This is a genomic window from Cellvibrio sp. KY-GH-1 (assembly GCF_008806975.1).
Taxonomy (GTDB): domain Bacteria; phylum Pseudomonadota; class Gammaproteobacteria; order Pseudomonadales; family Cellvibrionaceae; genus Cellvibrio.
Genome location: NZ_CP031728.1, coordinates 5176394 through 5202545, shown reverse-complemented (window position 1 = coordinate 5202545; position 26152 = coordinate 5176394). Strand labels below are relative to the sequence as shown.

20 protein-coding genes are annotated in these 26152 nt (G+C 48.0%); 7 read left to right on the top strand and 13 right to left on the bottom strand.

What is annotated here, in order from left to right; translation table 11 throughout:
* Nucleotides 1-14 precede the first annotated feature (14 nt).
* Entirely contained in the window at nt 15-2087 is a 2073-nt protein-coding gene (locus D0C16_RS21865; RefSeq protein ID WP_151034300.1) for a TonB-dependent receptor domain-containing protein, read from the bottom strand.
* A 160-nt stretch (nt 2088-2247) separates the two neighbouring features.
* Between D0C16_RS21865 and D0C16_RS21860 the strand changes: the two genes are divergently transcribed.
* From D0C16_RS21860 to D0C16_RS21845, 4 genes are all read left to right on the top strand, one after another.
* Nucleotides 2248-4677 carry a response regulator gene (locus tag D0C16_RS21860; RefSeq protein ID WP_191968591.1) on the top strand — a complete coding sequence of 810 codons (2430 nt, stop codon included), beginning with the start codon at nt 2248-2250 and terminating at the stop codon, nt 4675-4677.
* A gap of 207 nt (nt 4678-4884) precedes the next feature.
* Entirely contained in the window at nt 4885-6054 is a 1170-nt protein-coding gene (locus tag D0C16_RS21855) for an aspartate aminotransferase family protein (RefSeq protein ID WP_225319062.1), read from the top strand.
* A gap of 49 nt (nt 6055-6103) precedes the next feature.
* Nucleotides 6104-7021, top strand: coding sequence for an ornithine carbamoyltransferase (gene argF, locus D0C16_RS21850; protein ID WP_151034297.1), 918 nt, complete (start codon nt 6104-6106; stop codon nt 7019-7021).
* Between the two features lie 378 nt (nt 7022-7399).
* A complete protein-coding gene (locus tag D0C16_RS21845; protein ID WP_151034296.1) occupies nt 7400-7879 on the top strand; it encodes a hypothetical protein in 480 nt (159 codons plus the stop codon).
* A gap of 102 nt (nt 7880-7981) precedes the next feature.
* On the opposite strand, the gene D0C16_RS21840 is transcribed toward D0C16_RS21845, so the two are convergent.
* The 4 genes from D0C16_RS21840 to D0C16_RS21825 form a co-directional block, all read right to left on the bottom strand.
* Entirely contained in the window at nt 7982-9040 is a 1059-nt protein-coding gene (locus tag D0C16_RS21840; protein WP_151034295.1) for a hypothetical protein, read from the bottom strand.
* A gap of 207 nt (nt 9041-9247) precedes the next feature.
* Nucleotides 9248-10033 carry a lytic transglycosylase domain-containing protein gene (locus tag D0C16_RS21835; RefSeq protein ID WP_225318809.1) on the bottom strand — a complete coding sequence of 262 codons (786 nt, stop codon included), beginning with the start codon at nt 10031-10033 and terminating at the stop codon, nt 9248-9250.
* 223 nt (nt 10034-10256) lie between these two features.
* Entirely contained in the window at nt 10257-10802 is a 546-nt protein-coding gene (locus D0C16_RS21830; protein ID WP_151034294.1) for a DUF4114 domain-containing protein, read from the bottom strand.
* Nucleotides 10803-10952: 150 nt separating this feature from the next.
* The gene (locus tag D0C16_RS21825; RefSeq protein WP_151035061.1) at nt 10953-11354 is read right to left on the bottom strand and encodes an SMI1/KNR4 family protein; all 402 of its coding nucleotides are present in this window, start codon (nt 11352-11354) and stop codon (nt 10953-10955) included.
* Between the two features lie 406 nt (nt 11355-11760).
* Between D0C16_RS21825 and D0C16_RS21820 the strand changes: the two genes are divergently transcribed.
* Both D0C16_RS21820 and D0C16_RS21815 read left to right on the top strand, forming a co-directional pair.
* Nucleotides 11761-11949: a hypothetical protein gene (locus tag D0C16_RS21820; protein ID WP_151034293.1), complete on the top strand. Its 189-nt coding sequence runs from the start codon at nt 11761-11763 to the stop codon at nt 11947-11949.
* 94 nt (nt 11950-12043) lie between these two features.
* Nucleotides 12044-12715 (top strand): cellulose binding domain-containing protein, encoded by a 672-nt coding sequence (locus D0C16_RS21815; protein WP_225318807.1) that lies wholly within the window; start codon nt 12044-12046, stop codon nt 12713-12715.
* A gap of 89 nt (nt 12716-12804) precedes the next feature.
* On the opposite strand, the gene D0C16_RS21810 is transcribed toward D0C16_RS21815, so the two are convergent.
* The 8 genes from D0C16_RS21810 to D0C16_RS21775 all read right to left on the bottom strand — a co-directional run bounded on the left by D0C16_RS21810 (nt 12805) and on the right by D0C16_RS21775 (nt 24683).
* Nucleotides 12805-13047, bottom strand: coding sequence for a hypothetical protein (locus tag D0C16_RS21810; RefSeq protein ID WP_151034292.1), 243 nt, complete (start codon nt 13045-13047; stop codon nt 12805-12807).
* Nucleotides 13048-13148: 101 nt separating this feature from the next.
* Nucleotides 13149-15530: a DNA polymerase II gene (locus D0C16_RS21805; protein ID WP_151034291.1), complete on the bottom strand. Its 2382-nt coding sequence runs from the start codon at nt 15528-15530 to the stop codon at nt 13149-13151.
* 73 nt (nt 15531-15603) lie between these two features.
* Nucleotides 15604-15990: a DUF1801 domain-containing protein gene (locus D0C16_RS21800; protein ID WP_151034290.1), complete on the bottom strand. Its 387-nt coding sequence runs from the start codon at nt 15988-15990 to the stop codon at nt 15604-15606.
* 64 nt (nt 15991-16054) lie between these two features.
* On the bottom strand, nt 16055-17803 hold the full coding sequence (locus tag D0C16_RS21795; RefSeq protein ID WP_191968590.1) for a M2 family metallopeptidase: 1749 nt from the start codon (nt 17801-17803) through the stop codon (nt 16055-16057).
* 134 nt (nt 17804-17937) lie between these two features.
* Nucleotides 17938-19713: a peptide MFS transporter gene (locus tag D0C16_RS21790; RefSeq protein ID WP_151034288.1), complete on the bottom strand. Its 1776-nt coding sequence runs from the start codon at nt 19711-19713 to the stop codon at nt 17938-17940.
* 188 nt (nt 19714-19901) lie between these two features.
* The gene (locus tag D0C16_RS21785) at nt 19902-22793 is read right to left on the bottom strand and encodes a TonB-dependent receptor domain-containing protein (RefSeq protein WP_151034287.1); all 2892 of its coding nucleotides are present in this window, start codon (nt 22791-22793) and stop codon (nt 19902-19904) included.
* 479 nt (nt 22794-23272) lie between these two features.
* On the bottom strand, nt 23273-24058 hold the full coding sequence (locus D0C16_RS21780) for a TIGR01458 family HAD-type hydrolase (protein ID WP_151034286.1): 786 nt from the start codon (nt 24056-24058) through the stop codon (nt 23273-23275).
* Nucleotides 24059-24116: 58 nt separating this feature from the next.
* Nucleotides 24117-24683, bottom strand: coding sequence for a TetR/AcrR family transcriptional regulator (locus D0C16_RS21775; protein ID WP_151034285.1), 567 nt, complete (start codon nt 24681-24683; stop codon nt 24117-24119).
* Between the two features lie 138 nt (nt 24684-24821).
* Between D0C16_RS21775 and fabF the strand changes: the two genes are divergently transcribed.
* Nucleotides 24822-26096 carry a beta-ketoacyl-ACP synthase II gene (gene fabF, locus D0C16_RS21770; RefSeq protein WP_151034284.1) on the top strand — a complete coding sequence of 425 codons (1275 nt, stop codon included), beginning with the start codon at nt 24822-24824 and terminating at the stop codon, nt 26094-26096.
* Nucleotides 26097-26152 lie beyond the last annotated feature (56 nt).

Here is a 26152-nt window from a genome sequence, read left to right as displayed (position 1 = left end):
TATTTCGCCTTACACTAGAAAGCATAAGCGAGCTTAAGTCCGCCCGAAACATTGCGCCCCAACGCTGGCTCAAATGCGCGGCCATTTGCTTGGTTCACCACGACGGAACCAACATAACGTTCATCATTGAGGTTAGCGAGCTTTAACCACCAATTAAACGCCCAAGTCTGGATTGACAAATCACCGCCCACACTCAGGTCGACCGTGTAAAAACCGGGAGCCGCTATTTGATTATTGTCGGCGGTAAAAATGCGTGAACGCTGCTGTGCCAGCAAATTCACTTGCAGCAACTCGTTGCGCAGGGGCCGCCATTCTACGCCAAGTTGATACTGGTCGCGCGCTACGCCGGGCAATTGTTTGCCCGACCATTGACCGGTAGAATAATCAGCACTCATGGATTGCGCGCTCGCCTGCCAGCGCCAGGCTTCATTCAAAACCCAGCGCGCAAAAAGCTCTACGCCGCTGCGTTCAGTTTCGGCCGCGTTGCGAAAGCTGGTACGCCCGCCAACGGATTGATCCACCACCAACTCATTATCAGTCTCGATCATAAAGTGCGTTAGCGACAGCGCTAATACTTCATTAACGTGATAACCCAAACCCCATTGCTGCTGATGATTAATCGCCGCATCCAATTGCGTATTTAAGCCTGAACCATTTGCTTGATACGCCATTTCCGTCAGCGTGGGCGTTTCATAACCGCGCCCACTGCTGGCAAATAACTCCCACCAATCTGCGAATGCGTAGCTGCCGCCCACCACCCAGGATTGCTCGCGATAATTGCGCATCCCCGAATCATCCGGATTACCCGGCACAATAAAATAATCATCGACATCAACATCGAGCCAAGTGCGCCTTGCACCTGTATACATACGGAATTGCCCGCTCGGCGCAAGTTGAATTAATGAATAGATATCGCGACTGTTAACCTCACCTAACTCGTTGCGCCGCAAGTCCCCGGCAACTCCCTGATTGTTCACATAACCGCGCCGCCGATCTTTCATTTGCGCGGCTTCCAATCCCACGCTGACATCCAGCGGCAAGGTCCATAGCTGAGCTGATTGGGATAGGGTGGTGCTGGCGCCGGCGAACTCACGCGCTAAATCCACGACACCGCCACTACCGGAGATGGCATCGCCCGAAAAACCCAAGTATTGGGTGATCTCGCGCCCACCTTGCCAGGCCGCAGCTTGCCAGCGATTCGCGCCCTGCTGCTCGCGCGCGCTAATCGATGTTTGCTGGTGGTTAACGCGCTTGCGCGTGTTAAATGTTTCGGCCAGTGGATTTTTTTGCCAGGGATCTGTTTGCCATTGCACCTGCGTTAATCCCAGCGGATCTTGCAATAAGGGATCGTCGCTTTGTTCATGCTTAATCGTCAGATCGATATTATTCGCGGTGGAATAATAAGCCTGTACCGCCGCTTGTTGGCGTTCAGCGCGCGAATGTGGGCGATCACCGGCAATCCGGGTATCCGCATATTGACCGCGCACTGCAAAATCGCCCTGCCGATAATCACCCTGCAAATGATAGCGCTCCAAGCCTTGATTGCCGCCTACGCTGGCCGCACTAAGCTGACTCCGCTCAGGCGCTGAGGTGTGCAAGCTGATCACACCCCCGGAACCATTGCCATAAAGTGATGCCAGTGGTCCGCGCAATACTTGAACGCTCGCTAATCCATCCAGCATCACACTCGACAACTGCCCTTGCCCGTCGGGTGTAGACACGGGAATTCCATCGACGAGCAAATCAATACCGCGCACACCAAATGCAGAGCGCGCACCAAAGCCACGCAAACTTATGCGCGTGTCTTGCGCATAATTAGTCCGGGAATCTACCTGAACGCCGGGAATCGCTGCCAATAACTCAGCGGGATCCAAGCGCGCACCGACCATAAAATCCGCAGGTTTATTGCGCATCAATTGGTGAGTTAATTGATCCCCATCCGTCCGAGTGCCGGAAACGACCAGAGTTTCGATAGTTTCCAGACTTCTTGTGAAGGATTTTTCGGTGGGATTTGTTGTTTCTGCAGCAATAAAAGTCGAAGCAGGCGCCAGTACAACACCGATGAGCAAAACTGCGAATGAATTCATAGCCAATGCAAGTCCAGAGCGCGATTATTCAAGTGGCGTGCATTTTGCGACATACCCTTACAAGTCGCATCTATTAAAACGATTTTTTACAGCGTTTGTTTTTGAACTCTTAATTGGCAAACAGCTTCTATACTAAAGACGAATGTATCAGGACGATTTTATGCCGCAAGAATTTCATAGCCAGCTTGAAAAATTACGCGAACAGTTCTCGGCCAGCCTGCCTGAGCAGGCTCGTCGCCTGGAAAACATCTGGAGCCACTTGCGCCACCTTAACTGGAGCGAACAAGGAATAGCCGCGCTCGAACAATTTGCCCACAAAATGGCGGAAACTTCCACCAGCTTTGCATTTACCGAGCTGCGTCAGAAATCAGCGCAGCTAGAGAGCTTTATTCACGATATGAAATCGCTCGGTCGCCATTTTGGCGGACCAGAATACGCGCAAGTTGAAGAGTTGGTTAATCAGTTGATTGATGTACTTAATGCCCAGCAACCCCATAGCCACGCCGCAATTACCGTCCCTGATCATCACCCGGAAGCCCGGGAAAAAACGATATTCCTAATCGACCCGGATCGCACACTCGCCGCACTCTGCTCCGCCTATTTGCGCAGAGCCGGATTTACTATCGAATACTTCGACAACCCGCACAGCTGCATGCAACAGCTTTACCTTGATTCGCCCGACATTATTTTAATGGACCCTGATTTTGAGGGCGTCGGGCTACAAGCCTTGAGCAACCTGCATAAAATCAAAGCGTTGCTGCTGCAAAATACGCCCATCGTGCTAATGTCAGGCAGAACCGATTTAAATGCAAAATTGCGTGCGCTGCGAGCAGGTAGCACCGACTACCTGGTCAAGCCAATTGATTTCAATTTTTTAATTGACAAGTTATTACAACTGATCAGCTTAAATAACAAAACCTATCGCATAATGGCAGTGGACGACGATGAATCCATTACCAGTTTGCAAGCAGAAATCCTCCGCTATGCAGGCATGGAAGTGCTCTGCGTTAATCAACCACTTCACAGCTTGCAACGTGCAGCCCAATTTAAACCCGACCTGGTTATTCTGGATATGCACATGCCCGATATAAACGGCATGGAGCTGGCCGTGTTGTTGCGGCAAGATCCTGATTTTTTGCTGTTGCCGATTATTTTTGTAACCGCAGATACTGATAGTAACTTGCACCGCAGTATTCGTGCACTCGGCGTGAATGCATTACTCACCAAACCATTTGAAGCCAACGATTTGATCGAGTGTTGCCGCCAGGCATTAAGTGATACCAGCCTGCTAAAAACGCGCGTAGCGCGCATAACCCGTCACTCACAAAAACCGCTACAAATTAATCGCAGTTATTTTTTCAATGCACTGGAAGAAGAGTTGCACAGCAATCGTTTAAGCGGACAAACCAGTGCGCTCTATTATGTCAGCGTGGATAAATTGCCCGAACTAAATCAGCAATTGGGCCAGATAGAACTGATTAATCTACACGAACATTTTTGCGGACATCTGGATGACACATTGGGTAGTGATGAACAATGGGCAGACTTATCCAATCTGGTCGCCTGCGTTCTGGCGGGAACACGCAGCGCGGAATTTCATCGCCAGCGCGCTGAGCAAATCGCCAAATACCTGAGCAACCACGTTTATAAGCTAAAAGGAACGCAAATTTCACTCGACGTAAAAATCGGTGTAGTTTTATTGGAGCCTGCACTGGCAACAGCCAACAATGCATTGCTGCGCGCCGAGCAGGTCTTTGAACAGCAATTGGAAAATGCAACACACACAGAAATAGCTGCCGTTGCTACCACCAAAAGCTTACCGGATTTTTCCCAAATAGTGTTTAGCCGCGACTTATCACTGGCCTTCCAACCCATCATTAGCCTGGAGGACGCACAGATTGAACATTTCTCGGTACTCACCCGCTTACGCAACGAAGGTGGGGAACCCATTCCTGCAGGGCAATTCCTCAGCCGCATTAACCAACCCGGCAAACGCGTGCAACTGGATCGCTGGGTATTGCAGCAAGCGGTAACAGCAATTGCGGGAAATAGCGGTACACGCGAATCTGCCACACTTTTTATTCATCTCGCTGAAGAAACTTTACAACAAAACGCTTTCTTCTCCTTTGCAGCCAATGTATTGCGGTCATCACGTTTGCGCGGAGAGGATCGTCTGGTATTTATGCTGGAGGAAAATTGGATCATCGAGCATTTCCATTTGGCTCGTGAGATTGCCAAAGCGTTGCGCGATATTCACTGCAGTATTTGCATGACTCGCGCCGGTGAAAATGAACAGGCACTCAAAATAATGGAAGACTTACCTCTTAGTTTTTTACGCCTGTCACCCAAACTAACCAACGAAGCAAACAATCCCAAGTTATTGGAGCGTTTTGCGCAAGCTGCTAACCGGCGCGGGATTCAGGTAATCGCCACGCAAATTGAAAATTCGCACAATCTATCCAGCCTGTGGATGCAGGGTGTGCGCTTATTTGAAGGCTTTTTTATCCAACCGCCCGATGAAGGTTTTCACCTGAAAAACGATATTATTTTTGCCAAGGAGTTTGTGCAGGGCACCAATTACAATCTGTAAAAAAACGGGGCGCAAAACCGTAAATTTGCCAATAATCGCAAGAACTTATATATTTGGAGCTTATTTTTTGCCGCACGCACTGTAAGTTCTGCGATTTTTAGTCAGTACTCCTGTCCTGACCAGCAAAAAATCCCTCTATTTATTCATGAATACTAATCGCCTGATGGCCCTTCCCCGATTGGCCTGCGGCTTTGTTTTTTTACGGAGATTGCCATGACCAGCCTAATGAACACTTACGGCACCAGAACCCTCACCCTTGTTAAGGGCGAAGGCAGCCGAGTGTGGGATGATCAGGGCAAGTCCTATCTGGATGCGATTAGTGGTATTGCCGTATGCGCCCTGGGTTACAGTCACCCCGCAGTTACCAAGGCAATCGCAGAGCAAGCTGGAACCCTGATCCACACATCCAACCTCTATAACATTCCCCAACAACAACGCTTGGGAGATCTGTTAATTAAGGTTTCAGGGATGGGCAAGGCATTCTTCTCCAACTCCGGCGCGGAAGCGAATGAAGCAGCAATCAAGATTGCGCGGAAATACGGCAACGACAAAGGCGTGAAAAGCCCTACCGTTATAGTAATGAACAACAGCTTCCACGGCAGAACTATGGCAACCCTGACTGCGACCGGCAATACCAAAGTGCAAATTGGCTTTGAGCCTTTGGTAGAGGGGTTTGTGCGGGTTCCATATGACGATGTACCTGCCGTAAAAGCCGCTATCGCCGAACACAAAAACATAGTGGCGATTCTGGTTGAGCCAGTTCAAGGGGAAGGTGGTGTACGCGTTCCCGCCAAGAACTACTTGAACGAATTACGCGCGCTTGCCGATCAGCACGGCCTGCTGTTGATGCTGGACGAGATCCAGACTGGCAATGGCCGTACCGGCACCTACTTCGCCTATCAGCATAACGGCATACTGCCAGATGTAGTCACCACCGCCAAAGGCTTGGGTAATGGCATGCCAATTGGCGCCTGCCTTGCGCGCGGTAAAGCGGCAGACGTTCTGCAAGCCGGCAACCATGGCACCACCTTTGGTGGTAATCCACTGGCATGTAGCGCCGGTATCGCCGTAGTCGAAACACTGCAGGGTTCAGGCTTGATTGAGCGTGCAAAAACGCTGGGTGACAAGTTACTAAACGATTTCAAAACTGCTTTGGCAAACAATGACAAGGTGGTTGATATTCGCGGCAAAGGATTGATGATTGGCATAGAACTGAATGCTCCCTGTGGCGATCTGGTACAGAAAGGTCGTGATTCAGGTGTACTCATTAACGTGACTGCCATGAACACCATCCGCTTGCTGCCCACTTTTATCCTTACCGACGCAGAAGCCGACGAGCTGGTTGCCAAGGTGGTAAAACTGGTCACAGAGTTTTAAAAACAAGTGCGCGCAATAACGCGCGCGCTGCAATGAAAGAGCAACGATTATGGTTCCCTCAAAGGCGCCGAGACATTTCCTAACCCTGAATGACGTTAGCCGCGACGAGCTCCAACACATCATCGCGCGCGCCATCGAACTCAAAGCCCTGCTGCGCCAGGGCAAAGCCCCAGCCTTATTTGACAACAAAGTGCTGGCAATGATCTTCGAAAAAAACTCTACCCGCACCCGAGTATCCTTCGAATCCGGCGTCGCCAAGTTGGGTGGTCATGCCATTTTCCTGTCTACCAAAGATTCTCAACTCGGCCGCGGCGAGCCGATCGAAGATGCGGCGCGCTGTATCGCCAGCATGGTCGATATGGTGATGATCCGTACCTATGCACACGACACGGTCGAGCGCTTCGCTGAGTATTCCCGCGTGCCCGTCATTAACGGGCTGACCGACGAATTCCATCCTTGCCAACTGTTGGCGGACATCCAGACGTATGTGGAGCAACGCGGCTCACTGGCCGGAAAAACTGTTGCCTGGGTAGGCGATGGCAATAACATGTGTAACTCCTATATCCAGGCCGCGGAGCTGTGTGATTTTGAATTGCGCATTGCGACACCAAAAGGTTTCGAGCCGGAAGATGAATTTGTCACGCCTTACCAACACCGTGTAGCGCTAGGCAATGACCCGCGTGCGGCAGTTGCCGGGGCGGACCTTGTCGTCACTGATACCTGGGCCTCAATGGGCCAGGAGGATGAAAAGAAACAGCGCGAAAAAATCTTTATCGGCTATCAGGTTAATAAAGAGTTGATGAGCCATGCCAACCGCAATGCAGTCTTTATGCACTGCCTACCCGCCTATCGCGGTAAAGAGGTCAGCGCGGAAATTCTGGATGCCCCCGATTCGGTGGTGTGGGAAGAAGCAGAAAACCGTATGCACGCCCAAAATGCCCTGATGGAATTCCTGTTCAATCAATAATTACCTCCTTAACAGTAACACCCCAAAAAACCCGCCTCCGTGCGGGTTTTTTATTGCGCACCAAAATTACACAGCCAATAGACAACGTTGTCCATTGGCGCACAATAATCTTTCACATCAAAACACCAACAAATTACATTCGGTAACACCTTCTCAAAAATATGCCCTCAATCTGTGCTTTTAATAACTTTAAAAATTAAAAAAACCTTTTTATATTTCATATATGAATAAAAATAATAATTTTTTTAGTTTTAGTGAAAAAACGGTTTAAGTAATCGTCACAAAAAGTAACAAATAATGATTACGCTTCCCTATAATCAATTTTGTCTACTACTGACAACGTTGTTTCAAATCCAATCATCTAAGAGGTTTTTAATCATGTCTAAGGTTCCATTTGTTAAGACTGTGGCGTTGGTTTCTCTGGTAAGTCTTTCTTCTTTTGCCAGCGCCTACTCGTTTGTTTCCTATAAAGAGGTTCCCGGTACTGTAAAAAGCGTGAGCGAAGCTGAAAGCTCTATCACGATCAAAACTGAGTCGGGTGAAACCAAAACGTTCAACGTAGTGCAAGGTGCAAAAGTGGCGACCACCAAAGGCCGCTTAATGAAATTAGCTGCGCTGCGCGAAGGAGATACTGTGATTTTAAAAAACCGTATGTCCACTCCAGTAGCCGCTGAAATCAAGGGCAAAATCATCGCAGTAAATTCAAAAGATCTCACCGTAAAATTGCGCGAGCACAACACCAAAAATGTTCTGCACGTTAAATTTAATGATGAAGTTCTCTCGAGTGGTATTGGCAGTGAATCTTTCGCCAGTCTGCGCAGCGGAAATGAGTTGGTAGTTCGTACGGATGCCAAATAAACCAACAGCACTCGATATTATTAAAATGACTGTTGTTCAGACCACTGCAACGAGCCCCGCCTCAGGGGCTTGTTGTTTTAGGGCTCGGCAAACCAATTAGCTTTATACGCTGAGGTTAATTTCCTGAATGACTCCCGCTTTGCCATCTTCAGTTAGGTAAATGCCCGAATTAGCCACTTCGCCTAGCAATTTGTTATTCGCATCTTTTAACTGGAAGGGCGATGTCACATGCCCAAGAAAAATTGCCCCGATATTTTTATCCCCTAATGCAGCCAATTGACTACTGCCATCTTCATTGGTTATCCAGATGCGCAATTGATGGTAAACACTATCGGCCTCATCGATAAAATTATTGCCGTCCTCATCATACACGGCGAGTTCAGCAAAACCGCGCCCACTGCTGGGGCCAAATAGTTCACTGCCATTATTAATAATGGCATCGCTATTTCTGTCCAACGCCAAATAACCACTGCCCGGGCGCAAACTGGCGATTTGTTCAGCCGTGCCATTGTTATCCAAATCGAATTCAAAGCGTGTTTGTGAAAGTTGTGCTCCCAAACCATCAAAATTTATTACCAGCGGGTCAATTTTTTGCGCAGATCCCTGACGAATTTCCAGATTGGATTCCTGCACAAAATCGCGACTCATCGAAAGTGCAGCGGAAAAATTTAGCTCGCGACCATCGGCGGTTTTAACTACCCCCGCTGCCGCAAAGCTCAGTGTTTCAGTTTCCTGATAGCGTTCACGTCGCTGATAGACCAAGCCCGGCCCGCTATTGACCGGCGCCGTTCGCGCTGGCACCGGAGTATCAATTGAAAGCATGGGATTTTCATGCGCAGTTGCTAACTCAGAGGGATCAACGATACTCAAGTCTTTCCCCGTGATTGATTTATACATAGCCTCAATAATCATCAGATTTAAGCGCGAGCGCGCATCCATCTGTGTTTCAAAATTTACTGTCTGTTGCTGGCGATAACGGGCCAGCAGAGAGCCAGCCTGGGAGATATCCACATCAACAGATGGCTTTGCAGGCTCTTCCTCCACAACCCTGGTATCTGGCTGCCGACCATTTGCCCAAAACTCCAGACTTTCACTGACTTTACGCTCTTCCCGGTACGCTTGCCGGGCCCCCATATAAATCTGCGCATTGGAAACAATCATGCTGACACCTTCACTGGATTAATGGTTGTTATCCCTATAGCGGCAAAAGCGTCTGTTTTTTGAGCGAAATACGACGCTGAATTTAGATCGTTTTGTTATGGAAACTAAGTGACGAATCACTACTTTGAAAAGACGGCTAACACCCAAAAAGGGCGAAAGAGAGAAAGAGAGAAAGAGAGAAAGAGAGAAAGAGAGAAAGAGAGAAAACTAGTTTTGCGCGAGCGAAGCCAATTGGGTCTTGTAGCGTTGATGCAGAATATTTACACGGAATACATAAGTTTTAGTTTCTTCATAAGGCGGGACACCACGATATTTATCCACCGCCCCCGGACCCGCATTATAAGCTGCAGTTGCCTTGGTGATATCGCCATTAAAGCGTTTGAGTAGCCAAGCCAGATATTTCACCCCACCCTCAATATTTTGCGCCGCGTTGCTAGCATCGCCAACGCCCATATCGCGCGCTGTGCCTGGCATTAATTGCATTAGCCCCATCGCCCCTTTCCGCGAGCGAGCAAGTGGGTTGAAGTTGGATTCAGCATGGATAACGGCTCTTACCAACGCTGGATCCACCCCGTATTTACGGGCAGTGCGACTAATGGAATAGGTAAACTCGGTGAGGTGTAAACGTGTACCGCGCCAATCAATACGTGACAGTGGGTTACAAGCGTAACAGGAGTTGTAGACAATAACCTCAAAGTCGGTTTTATGCGGCTGGCGATCGGAATAGGCTACCGCGCCGTCTTTACGATACTTAAAAAATTTGAACTCCTGCTTTTTTGCAGCTGCTTCATACTCTTTACGCTCCTGCTCCGCACGCGCCTTTTCAGCGGCGGCAGTTTGTTCAGCGACACGACGCACCTGATCTTCAAAGTCAGCGAGGCTGGATTCCTGCGCATGGCCCTGCAACTCACCGCGTACCTCTTGCGCAGCCAAGGCCGACCCGCTGGCAATTGCCAGTAGCAAGCTCAAAGCAAACACAGAACGTAAGTGCACGGTAAATTCTCTGTACAGGTGAAAGCAAACACTAGAGTGTCGCCGGGAGGTTGAGTGTAGCCCAGGACGTCGCTGTTATGTGGCACAAGAATCTATTTTCGTGATCAATCTCGCCTAAAGCAACCATGCACCTGTAGCTGAATCCCCTTCGATTGGTGGGGGCAAAGAAAAAAGCCCGACTGTGTCGGGCTTTTTTTACAACTACAGTAAAACTGTCGTTGGACTAGCTGTGTTTACGACGGGCCAAACCAAGCCCCAACAATCCCAATGCAAACAATGCCAAAGGAGCTGGCTCTGGAACTTCGGTGGTTCCAATATTGGTAAAGCTGAACTTCACGTCATCATAGTCGCGATCGCCGCCACCAAATAAATCCTCAAAACCAACATAAGCTGCATCCGCTGAATACTCAGTATCTACCACAGCGTGGGCAATACCATCAGCATTGCGAGAGGCATCACCAGAATAGAATGTCTCGTCAGTGTTCAACACATGAATGGCGAATACCAGTTCAGTGCCTGCAGTGAATGAACCCAGATCAAAAGTGGTACCCACTGGTGTCGTGTGGTTATTGAAAATAATGCCCAAACCATTAGATGGCAGGTAGAGGTACAACTCATTGGTATAGCCAGCAGTGTGTCCCAAGTAAGTCGCGGTAACATTACCGGTTTCAGTAACAAAAATGTTGCCGCCAAGAATTGGAACCGCATTGGCAAGTGGAGATAACGCGAGAGTTAAACCCAGTGCTGCAAGAATTTTACGAAAAGTCATAATCTTATCCTTATAAGAGAAGTTAGTGGTTTTATCCGTCAAGCACACTTTATTCCAGTTATTAGTTTTTATTGAAAATCAATGAAATAGAAAAATTATCTGATAAAAAACATCAATTCGCTTGTTCAATTTCCCGACACTAGCTAAATACTAGGATTCCAGCCACACATCGCGAATCCAGTGCCATACGGAAGGCCAGGATTCATCAGTCAGGTCGCCATCGCGCCAAAACACCACCTCGCCCTCGGGTTCTACGCAGTAGTAGTTACCGTTCACTTCACACAAGGGCATCAGGTAGCGCGGCACCCCCTGGGACCAAGCGACTGCCGTTACTTCTGGCAAATAGGTGTGGGAGTTAGGATCAGCAGCAGTTACTGGTTCTATTCCTCCATAAACCACGTCACTGGCTTCCAATAAAAAGGTGCGCATATCGCGTGGGATAGGCAACAGAATCTCTTCTTCTATTTCTACCAGACGATCTTCATCGGGCAATTCCAAAGGTACTGGCACAGATTCATTATGTTCGCGCAGCAAATCCAGAATTTCATCGATATCGGCCATGGTTTTACCTGTAAATGACTAAGGGGCGAGGACTATAGCCCGAACCACGACTCTCTCACAATACCCCAGTTCTAACTCGCTTGAACTCAAAGCCGAACTGTCATTTCTGTTCCGCAAACCTAGAGTGAGAGGTATTTGCGAATGATGCCTGCGAATAATTTATCTACCGCGATTTGCATTCACTCATAACAATAATTTTTTCAGATCACTCTTTAAATCACAGCGCGAGATTTATCCATGAAAATCTACCAAACAGGATTTCTGATAATGCTGGCTTTAATAGCAGGATTATTTTTTTCCTGGCAACACAAAAACGCCAGGACATAAATTCTACATCCCCGGAAATAGCGGATATTGCGTCAGAAAAAGCAGGCAGCTAAAAAATATTGATGGGCCGATGCTCGTCAGCCTCACCCAAGGTAATGGTATTAGCCTGGGCAGATTCGATACCCCCAACGGCCACTATGTTATTCAAGTCAATGACTCACAAGGCTGGATTGCTTCCAGCTCAACATTGTTTAAACCGAATCCCGATCACCCAACCGACATAGTGATTCCGCCAACCGATGGAATGAACCGCCAATAATTTATTTCCGGAAAATATAACAGCAAGGTAGCTACATACGTCCAGTACACACGGCAACTAATAACAATGAACTTATTGAGTAGGTCAAATTATCATGAAGAAAATAGTTTCAAACATTTATAATCTGAGCGCAGGCTTGGCCCTGGTGTTATTTATCTTTTCAACAGGTGCACGTGCAGCCACCGTTGATTTATTGGTACTTTACGATCAGTACAGTAAAAATTATTTTAATAATAATGTCGCTACCGCCATGCAAAGTTGGTCAACACAAATCAACAATGCCTATAGCGCAAGCCGCGTAGATATCCAATTGCGTATTGTGGGAGTCGTAGAGAATTCGATTGGCGGAGACACCATGGACCAGTTGTTAGGAAATTTACGTGTGCAGCAACGCGCTATTCAATTGCGCGATCAATACGGTGCGGATTTCGTAACGCAGCTGCATATAACCGGCAAATGCGGTATAGGCTACATGACGCTGGATGGCAACTGGACCTGGACAGTCGTCGGTCCCCATTGCGGCCCGTTGGTTTTAGCGCACGAACTGGGTCACAATATGGGACTTGCTCATTCGCGCTGCCAGGGTGATACCGGCGGTACAGGTAAGGGTTGGAACGCCAATTTTTCCGGCAGCTATAGCGCCAGCAATCTGGATTGGAATCGGGTTATCCAACCGGGACAATCCGTTGAGTTTGGCTTTCAGGGTAGCAAGCCGGTAAATAGCCCGACTGAACTGGTAAAAATCACCGGTAGTATTTGCAATTAATTTTTTGCGACATTAAAAGCGATCGCCAGTATCCATAATATACTGGCGATCAACAATATACTGAAGATCGATAGTATACTGCTGATCAATTACTCTTGAGCTTCACCGTCTTTTTCCGCTTTCGATTTTTCCTGTTTGTCGTCCATCAATAATTCTTGTCGCTGCCGCTCATAAGTTTGATAGTCCGGGCCGAGCTGCCGAAAACATTCGTCGCGCTGAGAACCGGCCAATTGCTGGCAATGATTGCGGTTACTGGTTTGAATAGATTCGTAATAACCGCGCTCGCTGCAAGCGCTGATGAATAAAACAAAAACAATGTTCAACCATTTCATCGCTCAAACTCCCATTAGTAAACTCAAATCCATTATCAACTTATAACGCCCGCCAAAGGGAAAATAGATACGCTTTGTTACAAGTCGTTTCAATCAGAAACTTAATTACCAAATAGGGATAACTGCTGATCTACCAATTGTATTAAGGATTCATTTAAAAAATGCAAAATACTATCGGCAACGGGGGTTAATTGTTTATCGATATAATGCTGGTAATCAATCGGGCTTTGGCGCAACGCCATATCCACTTCATATTGGCCTACCGGCTCAGGCCCATTAATAGTAAGTAGGTAGCTAATCCAATCACCGCGTCGCAGCGATTCCCCGGTTAATTGCACATACTTGCGCGCCGCCTGCACGTGGGGTGGAACGTTCTTTTGGTACTCGTGTAAATGTCGCCGCAAACGTTTGCGATAAATTAATTCCATATCGCGTTTGCCGGCCAACACTTCATCGTTGGTTGTGCGCACAAAATCCAGATAGTCTTCACCAGCAAAAATCTTGCGGTAAAGCTCACTCTGAAATTCCTTGGCCAGTTGGGTCCAATCAGTGCGGACATTTTCCAATCCTTTAAACACCATCTCCCGTTCACCATCTACCTCTATCAAACCCGCATAACGTTTTTTCGTACCCAGATCTGAGCCACGAATTGTCGGCATGAGGAAGCGTAAATAATGGGTCTCATACTGAATTTCCAATGCACTTTTGATTGCAAATTCGGTCTGCAAGGTTTGTTGCCACCAGAGGTTTAACTCTTTGGCGAGGCGCTTGCCAATAGCATCGCATTGGCTGGTATTTTTCGGAGCCTTACCAACACAATTATTTTCCAGCCACACAAACAGTGAATCGGTATCACCATAGATAACTGCATAACCCTGTTGCTCAATCCAGTCGCGACTGCGTTGAATAATCTCATGGCCACGCAAAGTAATTGAACTGCATACGCGTGGATCAAAGAACCGGCATCCCATTGAACCCAATACACCGTAAAAGGAATTCATAATAATTTTTATGGCGTGGGATAAAGGCGCATCTTTATGTTGCTTGGCGCGGTCGCGTGCGGCCGACAACTGCTCAATCACTTGCGGTAAAATATGTCCTTCACGTGCAAAATACGCCCCGTTAAATCCGGGCACCGTTTGTGTGTCATCCAGCTGTTGATGTTGTGCAATCCAGAACGCGCATGGGTCAATTAAAAACGTGCGAATGATGCTTGGATACAGGCTTTTAAAATCCAGAACCAACACATTATCGTAAATGCCAGGCTGCGAATTCATAACATAGCCGCCGGGACTATAAATATCAGATTCCAATTCGCCCAAATTGGGAGCTACATAACCACGCCTGTGCAAACGGGGTAAATATAAATATTCAAACGCAGCAACTGAGCCACCAATACGATCCAGCAATAAACCCGTTAACTGGCTGCGCTCCATGGCAAAATCCAGTAATTGCTGTTGCTGGAAAATTTTCCACACCAGCTCACAATCACGCAGGTTGTATTCCGCCAATGCGAGCTTGTCATGTTTGAACAGATGGGTAATGTCGCCGCCGCGGTCATCGCCAGTTAATAACTTTCCTTCACCCAACAGTTCCTCGGAAACATTTTGCAGTGAATAACTGTCGTAGCGATAATTTGCAGCTTTTAACAACTCGATTCCATCCAGCGCCACCCGCCCCGGAATGACCACGTAGCTGCGACCGGCATCTGCATCGTCATGACGCCAATGAATCGCTTGCCCGGCGCGCCCCAGCTGCAACTCCATATGCAAACTTTTGCAAATATTTTCCAGGGTTAGTAAATCGAATTGGACAACACTCCACCCGATTAAAATATCCGGGTCAGCCCTGTGCAGAAATTCAAAAAAAGCCAGCAGGCATTGTTTGGCATCTGCACAGAAAATCACCCGCTCAGTATCGGTACCCTCACCCACCATAAATACTTTTTGCCCAACATCACACCAAACACCAATTGAATAAAGCTGCTTCGCATCCATGGAGGTTTCAATATCCAGCGACAGCATTTTTAACGCAGGGCGCCAGTGTGCATCTGGCACAGGTGCAAGTTTGGGATTAATAACTGGAAATTTATTAGCTGTAGTATCTATCTGCGCTGCAGCAGTGATAAACCTTTCCATCAAATAGCGTTCTGGTGGACGTATATCGCCCTCCCAAAAACTAATATCCTGCTGCTGAAAAATATCTTGCGCATCGCGCGCCACGCGGTGTTGTTTGAAATAAAGTGCATTAACAGATTGGTTATGAAAAGTACGTAACTCTACCTCGGTCATGCGCCACAACCGAAAGGGTTTCAGCAGCTGTCTAACCTGCTCCGCCTGCTCACGCAATACAAACAACACCACTTCCTGCCCCGCGATCTGGGTCCAACAACTTCCTGTTTCTGTCGCCCACCATAAATCCAACACAACACCCTCACGGGTATCGCGCCATTGGCGGGTTAACAGGAAAGCATTGGTAAGCATGGGCGGCAAAACAGTTGCTGGTTGGACAACCAGTATACCCTGTTTTCCATTAGATATGTTGCAGACGTGGCAGCTATAACTTTTCCAACAGGCCTTTGCGTCGAACTATATTTTTATAATCCCACTGTATGTCTTTTGCGTTGTTTAGCCATCGCGTTAAATCAGACAGTGTTACCTCGGATATATCATTATAAAAAATCGATGCGTCTTTAAACTTTTTACCTATTACATTCAGTGCAGGCTCTTCAAAATCTACCCCACTCCAAAACATCAAGCGTATCCCCGGCTTTTGTTTGCTGTATCCAACAATGGGGTTGCCATCCAAAAACCAAACTGGATGGGAATGCCATATTTTACTCTCAGCACCAGGCAAGTGTTTATCAATTTGCAATGCAAGAAAATCACACAGCGTCCGGTGATTTTCTTGCTTTCCATTGTACGTTTGAATATCTGAATGCATTTGATTTCACTTCACATCTGCTTACCGAATCGCCGCACAGGGAAAGTTTACAATTCAGGGAAAGCTACCACCCGCAAGACTGCCCTTTGTTTTGTTCATCAAGCCAGGTTTTTAATGGAGCGAAATAATCCAAAATGGCTGAGGCATCCATCTCGCGGGTGCCTATGGCGTCTTCGAGGACATCTTGCCAGGGTTTACTGGAGCCAGCAGCAAGGAGCGCTTGCAATTTCTTGCCGGCTTCTTTGTTGTTGTAAATGGAACATTCATGCAAAGGACCTTTAAATCCAGCGGCGTCACACAGAGCCTTATGAAATTGAAATTGCAATATATGTGCGATGAAGTAGCGGGTGTAAGGGACGTTGGCTGCGACATGGTATTTGGCACCCGCATCGAAATCATTTTCGCTACGCGGTACAGCAGAGCGAACACCTTGATATTGATTTACCAATTGCCACCAGGTTTTATTGTAATCTTCCGGTTTAATTTTTCCGGAGAACACCTGCCAACGCCATTGATCGATAATTTTTCCGAAGGGTAAAAACGCAACCTTATCCAGCGCCAGTTTCATTTGCTGGTTGATAACAGCTTTCTGATTATTTTCCACTTTGTCGATAAGACCAATCGTTTTTAAATAGCCCGGTGTCATCGAGAGAACAATGGTATCGCCAATGGCCTCGTGGAAACCATCGTTAGCACCGTTTTGAAAGAGGTAAGGCTGATGTTTGTATTCCAGAAAATAGTAAACGTGCCCTAATTCATGGTGGATAGTTTCAAATTCTATTTCAGTTGGCTCTATACACTCCTTAATACGCACATCGTCTTTAGCATCCATTGTCCATGCACTCGCGTGACATACCACCTCGCGATCACGCGGCTTAGTGAGCATGGATTTTTCCCAGAAACTTTGCGGCAATGACTGTAAACCTAAAGAGGTAAAAAAGTTTTCTGCCGTTTTGGTTATTGCCACCGCATCTTTTTTACTTTTTACCAATGCCGCCGTCACATCCAGATCGCCCACACCGGGATAAGGAGTGACCAAATCATAAATGCTACCCCATTGCTGACTCCACATATTGCCGAGCAAATGCGCAGGAATCGCTTGATCCAGCGGCACCTTGTCGGCTCCATAATATTTCGCCAGATCTGTGCGCACCTTGCAGTGAAGGGACTTATACAAGGGCTCTACTTGCGTCCAAAGGCGCTCGACCTCAGCATCAAAATTGGGAGACGGCATGTCATAACCCGATTTCCATGAAGCACCCAAATCACTAAAGCCGTATGCACGCGCACCGGCATTTGCGATCTCTACGTAACGCACATAATCTTTTTTGTAGCCGGGCGCAACGCTGCGCCAACCGGTCCATGCATCCAATAATTCGTCGTAATTGCGGCTTTTTACCAAGACTTCCGACAACTGATCCAAATCGCGACAATCCTTTTCGCTCGCATTGCTTTTTGCAGGTTTGCAATATTTCCCGGCACCATAAACACCTTCCATATTGGTACCCAGTTGCGCGAGTTCCGCGCGCTCGGCTGCTGAATCTGGTGGCAACAAGGTTTTACCAAGGGTCAAATTGGTATATGCCTTTGCCGTTGCGGGAGACATGGGTTTATCTTTATATCTACGCGCATCGGCTAATACGCCTTTTTCAAACTCCATTAATCGCTCGTTCGCTTTGGCTGAAAGCAGTGCAGTATCCTCGTTGAGATATGTCACATACGCCCATTGTGCGGCGTTGACTTCACGCGCAATCCCCAAATAACGAAGATTAATATCAGCAATAAATTCATCCGCTGACTTTTTATCAACCATAGCGTCTTTTTTTGTTGGAGCAGAAGGCTGGCACGATGCCAGAAAAAAACAAGCTGCTAACAGTGCGCTGGCCCGCCGAGTAAAATGTTGCTGTATATTTTTCATCACTATAACGATTCCATTTCAGCCAATGATTAACGAAGCCCTGCCATACCGCGCTTAAGCAGAGGTGAAATAATTAATAAAAACACGCCGAATCCCACCCCCACCAGGGTGAGATATTCAAACAATCCGGTGTAGGTGATGAGCATTGCCGATATATCGGTTTTTGCAGAAGTATCAATGGAAGCCAATTTTGACAAACGCGTTGCAAGGGTTTCTGACAGGGCCGTCGCCACAAACCAGGTACCCATACTTACGCCTACGACACGCGGAATGGATAATTTGGTAACCGCCGATAATCCAATAGGCGACAAACACAACTCACCTGTGCTGTGACAAAAGTAAGCAAGCACAAACCAGAGCGTAGCTACCTTGCCAAGATCATTAGGAAATTGCGCGCCCAATACCAGAGCACCAAAACCCAAACCGGCCAGGATAGTACCTATTGCAAATTTAACCGGAGTGGATGGGTTGAGTCCGCGCGAATCCAGCCAGGGCCATAGCAACGCAAAGGGAACAGCGAGCAGCATAATAAAGGCTGGGTTAAGCGCAGCAAATTGACTAGCGCCAATAGTGCTACCCAACACTTCACGATCCAGCACTCGATCAGCAAACAAGGTCATGGAAGCAGCCGATTGTTCGAACAGAGACCAAAACACAATAGTAGAAACAATTAGCACCATTAATACCAGCGTGCGCGAGAACTCCACACTGCGGTGCTTCACAAAACCATAAGCAATAAAGACCAACAAACCAAGTAATGCTGCGTAGAGCCAATATTCAGTGGCGGCGTCAGAAACCTGGAAGACGTGGTTCTGGGTGAGCACGCTGCCAATACCAATAAAAATCACCACGGCTGCTAATACCAGCAATGATTTTTTGGATTGCCAAGGGTTGGAGTGAATCATCGCGTAAGCGAGAATGCCGACTATGCCGAGTAGCAAGAAGATATTTTGCGTGATATGAACGACTGGCTCACTTTGCACCAACCACCAAACTAACGGCAGCGCCCCAATGCTGGCGATGTAAATCCACCACTCGTGCTTGATGCCAACGAGTTTTGTTGTCAACCATTCAGGATTCGGCGATTCTGCGTAACCCTGTAAATAACGCTGGCCGAACAAAAACGTAATCAGGCCCAGAATCATTCCCGCGCCCGCCAGGCCGAAACCGTATTTCCAACCGTAGGTTTCTCCCAGCCACCCACACACTAGGGTGGCGACCAACGCACCCACATTAATTCCCATATAAAACAGTGTAAAACCCGAATCGCGCCGCGGATCATTTTCGGGATAAAGCTTGCCAACAATTACCGAAATATTCGGTTTTAAAAAACCCACACCGATGACGATAAAAGCAATTGCGGAATAGAACACATTTAGCGCGGCGGTATCTTGTTTAGTGACTGCATCAGCGAGCACGGTGCCCGCGGCCAGAACCTCACCAGTGGCGAGGGTTAATGATTCGGTAAGCACGCTACCGGCGGGATAATGCACTGCCTGCTGCCCCTCTACCGCCATCAGGAAATGCCCAATCACCAAGAGAATTCCGCCAAATAAAACAGCTCGGCGTGTGCCCAGGTAGCGGTCTGCAATCAAACCGCCAATTACGGGCAATGCATACACCAACCCCGCATAAGCACCAAGAATATCCAAGCCATGGTTATCGGAAAATAAATGATATTTGGTGAGATATAGCAGCAAGATAAATTTCATGCCGTAGAACGAAAATCGCTCCCACATTTCGGTCGCGAAGCAGACATAGAGGCCCTTGGGGTGGCCGAGAAAATCATCACTGGTCTTTAGCATAAAATGAATTCTTGATTGTTTTTTTGATTGCACGTTAATCCATTGGGGGAGCAACCAGCGCCTGGCCGGTTGCTATTTAATCAATCCTTGTAATTTATCTTTATGGACTACCTTTTAAGCAGAAAACCCGCCAATTACTTCCTCTATCTGCCTGGAGGGTTTTCCGCATCAGGATTGGTATCAGTTAATTAAAATTTCAAATTAACCCCCACAAAACCGGACCGTCCGATCGGATCATAAGTAGCCGGGAAAGTATTGCCACTATTTTCCGCCGTACCACCGTATTCATTACCCACCACCGGAGGCTCTTTATCCATCAGATTGTAGATACCTGCACGCAGTTCCACTACGTCATTCAACGCGTAACTGGCAAACAGATCGAAATAATTGTAATCAGGAATAGTGACCACCGCATAGTCACTGGCATCTGCCTTACCTAAGGCCACAGCATCCTGGGTTATCTCATCAATGTATTGCCAGCGCAACGTCACCGTCCAGGCGTCCAGGCTCCAGCGGGTGGTTTGCGTAAAACGCAATTCCGGGTCAGGGCGCAAACAGGCTTTACCCACCAAGCCAACACAATCGACCGTAGGGAATAACGCGGCATCCTGCTGTTTGTTTTCCAACACTTTTACTGCGTTAAAACCTACATCCAGTGAACCCAGTGTATTTAAATCAAAATTGTAATTGGCGACAAAATCGATCCCCTTGGTTCTTTTGCGACCTGCGTTCACAACCGACGCGTCCACACCGGTATCGGTGCCGGACAACAGGGTGCCACTCATAGGGCTGCGATGGATACGCGAGCAGAAAAATCCATCAGGCTCTTTATCCAGCAAATAACAGGCGTCCACAATATTTTGCTCGGATAACGCCAATATCACGTTGTCGATATCGATATCGTAGTAATCCAGTGAGAGCGTAAGTGGCATAGCATCGGGTGTCACTACAAAACCCAGGGTGAGCGTGTCTGCTTCTTCAGGAGTCAGATTAGGGTTGCCGCCGACATAATTATTGGTTTGCCCCGCCTGAATACTATTAAATGCACCCACTTTGCCGGCCGGCACACCCGTTTGTTCGCAGAGCGTTACTAACGCCGGATCGGACAGCGCTTCGTCTTCAGCGCAATAGTCGATATTTAAATCACCGGTCGCCGGTGTTTTTGGTAAGCCTATCTCCGCCAAATTGGGCGCACGCACGGCGTGCTGAAATAAAGCGCGCAAGCGTAGCGCATCATTAAATGCCCATTCACCGCCAAATTTATAACTGGTGTTATCAAATTGATTGGTCGTGGTATCGCCAATTACCACTTTGTTGTCGTAGTCCGCTTGACGTACCGCGGCCTCAAGAACAATGGCTTTGGCAAACGGAGCATCCTCCACCACGGGAACACGCACCTCCGCGAAAAACTCCTGCACTTTCAAACTGGCATCTACCGGTGAGCTACCACCATAGCCAACCGAGTTAGCGTTGGCGTAATTTTGATCCGGCATATTTTGCGCATCCTCTTCGCGATGCTCTACACCGATTGCAAATTGCGCCGCATTGCTCGCCGTTGGCAAGGTAAAGCCCAGCGACCCAGTGAGCGTTCCACCAACGACTAACTGATTGGTGCGATTATTTTCATTGAGATTAAAACGAATAAACTTTGCCATTTCCGGAGTGATGGTATTCGGCCCGAAATAATTCACCGGCACACAACCACCGCTATCATCAGCGCAAACAATATCGCCAGTATCCGGGTCGCGCACTGCGAGCATTGCCTGCTGGGATTTTGCGTAGTCCACATCGTTAATAAAATTTTGCGCGCGTGCGGTATGGCCCTTTTGCGCAAATACTTCCCACTCATAATCCTCAAAAATCACACCGCGCAAGCCAGCTACAAATTGCAGCGTGGTATTTTCATAAAGCGAATCGCGCGTACCCAACTCGGTGAGGCGACGACCAAAGGCAATATCGACCAAACCATCATTTTGTGCACTGCCCTCTTCCACTGAATCCAGTTCCGCAAAAATGGCTTGATCCTGCGCTGATAAATAGGGGTTATCGACATTGAGCGAATACGGGAAAAAGAAAGTACCGGTGGGCGCCTGAATGGTATCTACACGATTATTGGCAAATGACAAACGTGCAAAAAATTCAGTGTCATCGGTAATTTTGTAATTGCCAATCACAGTACCGATATACTTTTCTTGCGGCGTTATTAACAGATTGTAGGGGTTAAAATTGAACGATTGGGCATCATCAGTTAGCTTGCCGGAATCATCAAACTGTACCGGGTCATCCAACCCAATACCAAACGCGGGAATATCCACCGAGGTATACACAGTGCCATTAGGATGAGTTCCGCTCCCACCTGGCTCCAGCATATTATCGAGTGAGAACTCCGAATAACTGCGGTCACCTTGATAGAGTGCATCCTGTTTGCTGTAAGTTAAACTCGCAACTATATTGCCTTTACCATCATCAATATTACCGCCCACTGTAATACTGAAATCATCGCGTTTTGCATCACTTTCAAAACTGGAGGACGTGGAATAATCGAACTCCACGCCACTGAAATCCTTCTTCATTACAAAGTTAACTACACCGCCAATGGCGTCAGAACCATAAACCGCCGATGCACCGCCAGTTACAACTTCAACGCGCTCAATTAATGCGGTGGGAATCATCGCCAAATCAACATAACCTTGATAATCGTATGGTGTAAAACGCTTGCCATCCACCAGTACGAGAGTGCGTTCCTCACCGAGGTTACGCAAATTGATGGTCGCCCCGCCATCATTTCCGTTATTGGTGTTGCTTCCAAGCGCTGCAACAAAACGCGGGTCATCACGCAAAAATTCTTCCGGGTTAATTGTGTTGGTCATTTTGAGTTCAGCCGCGTCGACTATAGCGATGGGACTGTTAGACGTGAGATCTGGCCGCTTTATTCGCGAGCCAGTAACCAGTGTTTCTTCTATTGCCTCCTCCGCACCTGACTGCTGAGCTACAACGGGGAGAGACATATATAAGAGCCCACTCGATACCCCCAAGGTGACACATTTAACGATTGACGCCAATTGATTGATATTGCGCATAGACTCACCCCTTTTTGCTGGTTAACTGACTTAACGTCCACTAGTAAATAAATTATCAATGCTTCGTCAGATACAGATCGTCGAACCACTATTTTTTTTGAGGAAGGCATAACAGTCTTTATCGCTCAAAAAAAATGCGACCACCACTTCTGTTAGCTGCTTTATGCAGTTGGCTTTTTCCAGCTCTGTTTATATTTTTTCTGGGAGAGCGGCTTTCATGCCAACTTGATTTGATAGTTTTCAACCAGTTATCAATTGGAAACGTTAAAACGAAACCTTAATTATTTTGCGAATATAATCTCATCGCACCAGCAAACTGGTACAAATTCAGGAAGAGACTCAGGGTTCCCACTACTTATATAACCCATCCAAAGTTAATTGCAGTTTAGTATATTATTTTGATTGCACCAGAAAGAAACAGAATAATGCACCAGAATGCATATGCCTGTTTCAAAAATGGGCGAGAGTTTGCGGGCCCGCTAATCCCACATATGCGCAAGATCTGCCACCGAGGCAATCACATAGGCGGGTTTAACGCTGGAATGATCAAGATAGGCGTCGCGATACTTTCCAGTTTTTACCAGGCAACCACGCACCCCCATTTGCTGGGCACCGCCGATATCACTATCCAGATCATCACCCACCATAAGTGCGTTTGCAGCATCCACGCCCACAGAATCCAGCACGCGCTGGAAAAATGCGCGATTGGGTTTACCCATTACCCGCGCGTTTTTGCTGCACACATATTCGAGCCCGGCGACGAAGAAACCTATATCGGCTTTAAGCCCTTCGTGGGTTTGCCAAAAGCGATTTTTATGCAACGCAATTAATTCCGCGCCTGCGTGCATAGCGTTAAATAAATTATTAATTAAGGTGATATCCCAAGCGTCGCCTATATCTCCCAACACAATGTAGTCTGGTCGCTGTTCATCCCAAAAAAATTCCGAGAAATCCTGCTTGATACCGTCGGCGACCACCGGCCAAATACGTAGCGGTCGACGCAGGTTTTGCTGAATGCTCAACAACTCCAGCTTTGCCCCCACCGGGGCGCTAATTAACTCTTCATCGTCCAGGGTAAAACCCATCACGCGTAGTTGCGCAATTAATTCATCAAGGGACTTGGTGGTAGTATTGGTTAGAAAGCGCAATTGAATACCGCGTTTGCGTAGCAATTGAAGTGCGCTAATGGCTCCAGGAATGGGCTGTTTGCCTACATACAGGGTTCCATCCAGATCCAGCATTATCAGTTCTGGTATACGTTTCATCGATCTGCTCCGCAATGAAAAATATCAAATTGAACTATAGCGCCCGGCCGATGATCGGTTAGTGTAAATTTTTATGGACCACCCGCAATATTTCTTCCGATAGCTTTTTATCATCTACTGCGCGCGCGATCACTTGCGCCCCCACCAGCGTTGCCAGTGTTAACAATGCCTGCTCACGTTTTACCGCTTCCGTTTTATTGGCGGGCAACAAGCTCATTAACGCATTTAACAAGCGATTAAACCCCTCAGTAAATGCGTGTTTGATGACCGGTGATTGCCGTGCAGCATCCACCCCCAAAGCGGCCATCAAACAACCGCTGCCGGGGTTGTCGCGGTGCTCGACAGACAAATAGCGTCCGATAAACGCCTTGTATTTATTCCCTCTAACTAAAGCAGGGGAATCCTGCCCCTGCGCTAATATTTCATCCACCGCGTAGGTACAGGTCTGCGCCATTAAATCTTCTTTTGAGGAGAAATGGCCGTAAAACCCGCCGTGAGTTAACCCGACTTTTTTCATCAAATCAGCGATACCGATACCATCAAAACCTTTCTCTCGAAATAATTGCGCTGCCACCTGCAGAATTTTTCCGCGATTTTCCGCCGCTTGCTCTCTACTAACTCTCATGATCAACCCCCCGTGCACGAATCCCGCTTCAACATAACCATCATATCGCTATAACGAAATAGTGTTTGACAGTATACATGATGATCATCATATAATTTTATACATTATGATCATCATGTATAAATTCGGAGCACACCCATGAACACCCCCGCGCGCATTGTTATTACCGGCATGGGCATAGCATCCCCGCTAGGCTGTGGCGTGGAGCACGTATGGCAGCAACTGTTGGCGGGAAAATCCGGGTTACGTCGGCTGGATGATGAAATTGTTGGAGAACTACCGGTCAAGGTGGGCGGCCTGGTGCCTTCATTCGTGGAAGATCCAACTGGCGGACTAAACCCTAACGCCATTGTTTCCCCCAAAGACCAGCGCAAAATGGATCGCTTTATTTTATTGGCATTGATCGCCGCCGATGAAGCTATCAAACAGGCGCATTGGGCACCGCAAACAAATGCGCAATGTGAGCGCACCGCAACCATTATCGCCTCTGGTGTAGGCGGTTTTCCGGCGATTGCCGACGCCGTGCGCACTATGGATGCGCGCGGCGCACGCAAGTTATCGCCATTTACCATTCCTTCATTCCTGGTCAACCTGGCCGCGGGGCATATTTCTATTAATTACGGATTCAAAGGTCCACTGGGCGCTCCGGTGACTGCGTGTGCCGCCGGTGTGCAGGCCATTGGTGACGCCGCGCGGTTGATTCGAAGTGGCGAAGCGGATGTGGCAATTTGCGGCGGTGCCGAAGCCACAGTACATGCGGTTAGCCTGGGTGGATTTGCCGCGGCGCGTGCATTGTCGACCGGATTCAATGAGGAGCCGACCAAAGCATCGCGCCCTTTTGATCGTGATCGCGATGGCTTTGTGATGGGAGAAGGCGCGGGAATCCTGGTGATTGAATCACTCGAACACGCTCTGGCACGCGGCGCACAACCAATCGCTGAGATAATCGGCTACGGCACCAGCGCCGATGCATATCACCTTACGTCAGGCCCGGACGACGGCGATGGCGCTAAACGGGCCATGGAGATTGCCATCAAGCAAGCTGGCATCAGCCCCGCACAGATCCAGCATTTGAACGCTCATGCGACCTCCACACCGGTCGGTGATAAAGGCGAATTAGCGGCGATCAAGCGCGTATTTGGTACAGACAACAAAATCGCAGTGACCTCTACCAAATCCGCTACGGGGCATTTGCTGGGCGCCGCCGGCGGGATTGAAACGATTTTTACTGCCTTGGCGCTGCGCGACCAAATCATCCCCCCCACCCTGAACCTGGATAATCCGGATGAAGATGCGATCGGTGTGGACATAGTTCACGGGCAAGCACGCCCTGCCGTGATCGAACACGCCATTTCCAACGGTTTTGGATTTGGCGGGGTTAACGCCAGCATTTTGTTAAAGCGCTGGGTGTGAGGCACACGTGGCAACGCGTATACTGCTCGCTCTTTTTACCGCACGCGCTGAGGAGC

Excerpts from the sequence above, each read along its gene's own strand:
- D0C16_RS21865 (WP_151034300.1), bottom strand. The coding sequence starts at position 2,087 with ATGAATTCATTCGCAGTTTTGCTCATCGGTGTTGTACTGGCGCCTGCT.
- D0C16_RS21860 (WP_191968591.1), top strand. The coding sequence starts at position 2,248 with ATGCCGCAAGAATTTCATAGCCAGCTTGAAAAATTACGCGAACAGTTC.
- argF (WP_151034297.1), top strand. The coding sequence starts at position 6,104 with ATGGTTCCCTCAAAGGCGCCGAGACATTTCCTAACCCTGAATGACGTT.
- D0C16_RS21845 (WP_151034296.1), top strand. The coding sequence starts at position 7,400 with ATGTCTAAGGTTCCATTTGTTAAGACTGTGGCGTTGGTTTCTCTGGTA.
- D0C16_RS21840 (WP_151034295.1), bottom strand. The coding sequence starts at position 9,040 with ATGATTGTTTCCAATGCGCAGATTTATATGGGGGCCCGGCAAGCGTAC.
- D0C16_RS21830 (WP_151034294.1), bottom strand. The coding sequence starts at position 10,802 with ATGACTTTTCGTAAAATTCTTGCAGCACTGGGTTTAACTCTCGCGTTA.
- D0C16_RS21820 (WP_151034293.1), top strand. The coding sequence starts at position 11,761 with ATGCTCGTCAGCCTCACCCAAGGTAATGGTATTAGCCTGGGCAGATTC.
- D0C16_RS21815 (WP_225318807.1), top strand. The coding sequence starts at position 12,044 with ATGAAGAAAATAGTTTCAAACATTTATAATCTGAGCGCAGGCTTGGCC.
- D0C16_RS21810 (WP_151034292.1), bottom strand. The coding sequence starts at position 13,047 with ATGAAATGGTTGAACATTGTTTTTGTTTTATTCATCAGCGCTTGCAGC.
- D0C16_RS21805 (WP_151034291.1), bottom strand. The coding sequence starts at position 15,530 with ATGCTTACCAATGCTTTCCTGTTAACCCGCCAATGGCGCGATACCCGT.
- D0C16_RS21800 (WP_151034290.1), bottom strand. The coding sequence starts at position 15,990 with ATGCATTCAGATATTCAAACGTACAATGGAAAGCAAGAAAATCACCGG.
- D0C16_RS21795 (WP_191968590.1), bottom strand. The coding sequence starts at position 17,803 with ATGGTTGATAAAAAGTCAGCGGATGAATTTATTGCTGATATTAATCTT.
- D0C16_RS21790 (WP_151034288.1), bottom strand. The coding sequence starts at position 19,713 with ATGCTAAAGACCAGTGATGATTTTCTCGGCCACCCCAAGGGCCTCTAT.
- D0C16_RS21785 (WP_151034287.1), bottom strand. The coding sequence starts at position 22,793 with ATGCGCAATATCAATCAATTGGCGTCAATCGTTAAATGTGTCACCTTG.
- D0C16_RS21780 (WP_151034286.1), bottom strand. The coding sequence starts at position 24,058 with ATGAAACGTATACCAGAACTGATAATGCTGGATCTGGATGGAACCCTG.
- D0C16_RS21775 (WP_151034285.1), bottom strand. The coding sequence starts at position 24,683 with ATGAGAGTTAGTAGAGAGCAAGCGGCGGAAAATCGCGGAAAAATTCTG.
- fabF (WP_151034284.1), top strand. The coding sequence starts at position 24,822 with ATGAACACCCCCGCGCGCATTGTTATTACCGGCATGGGCATAGCATCC.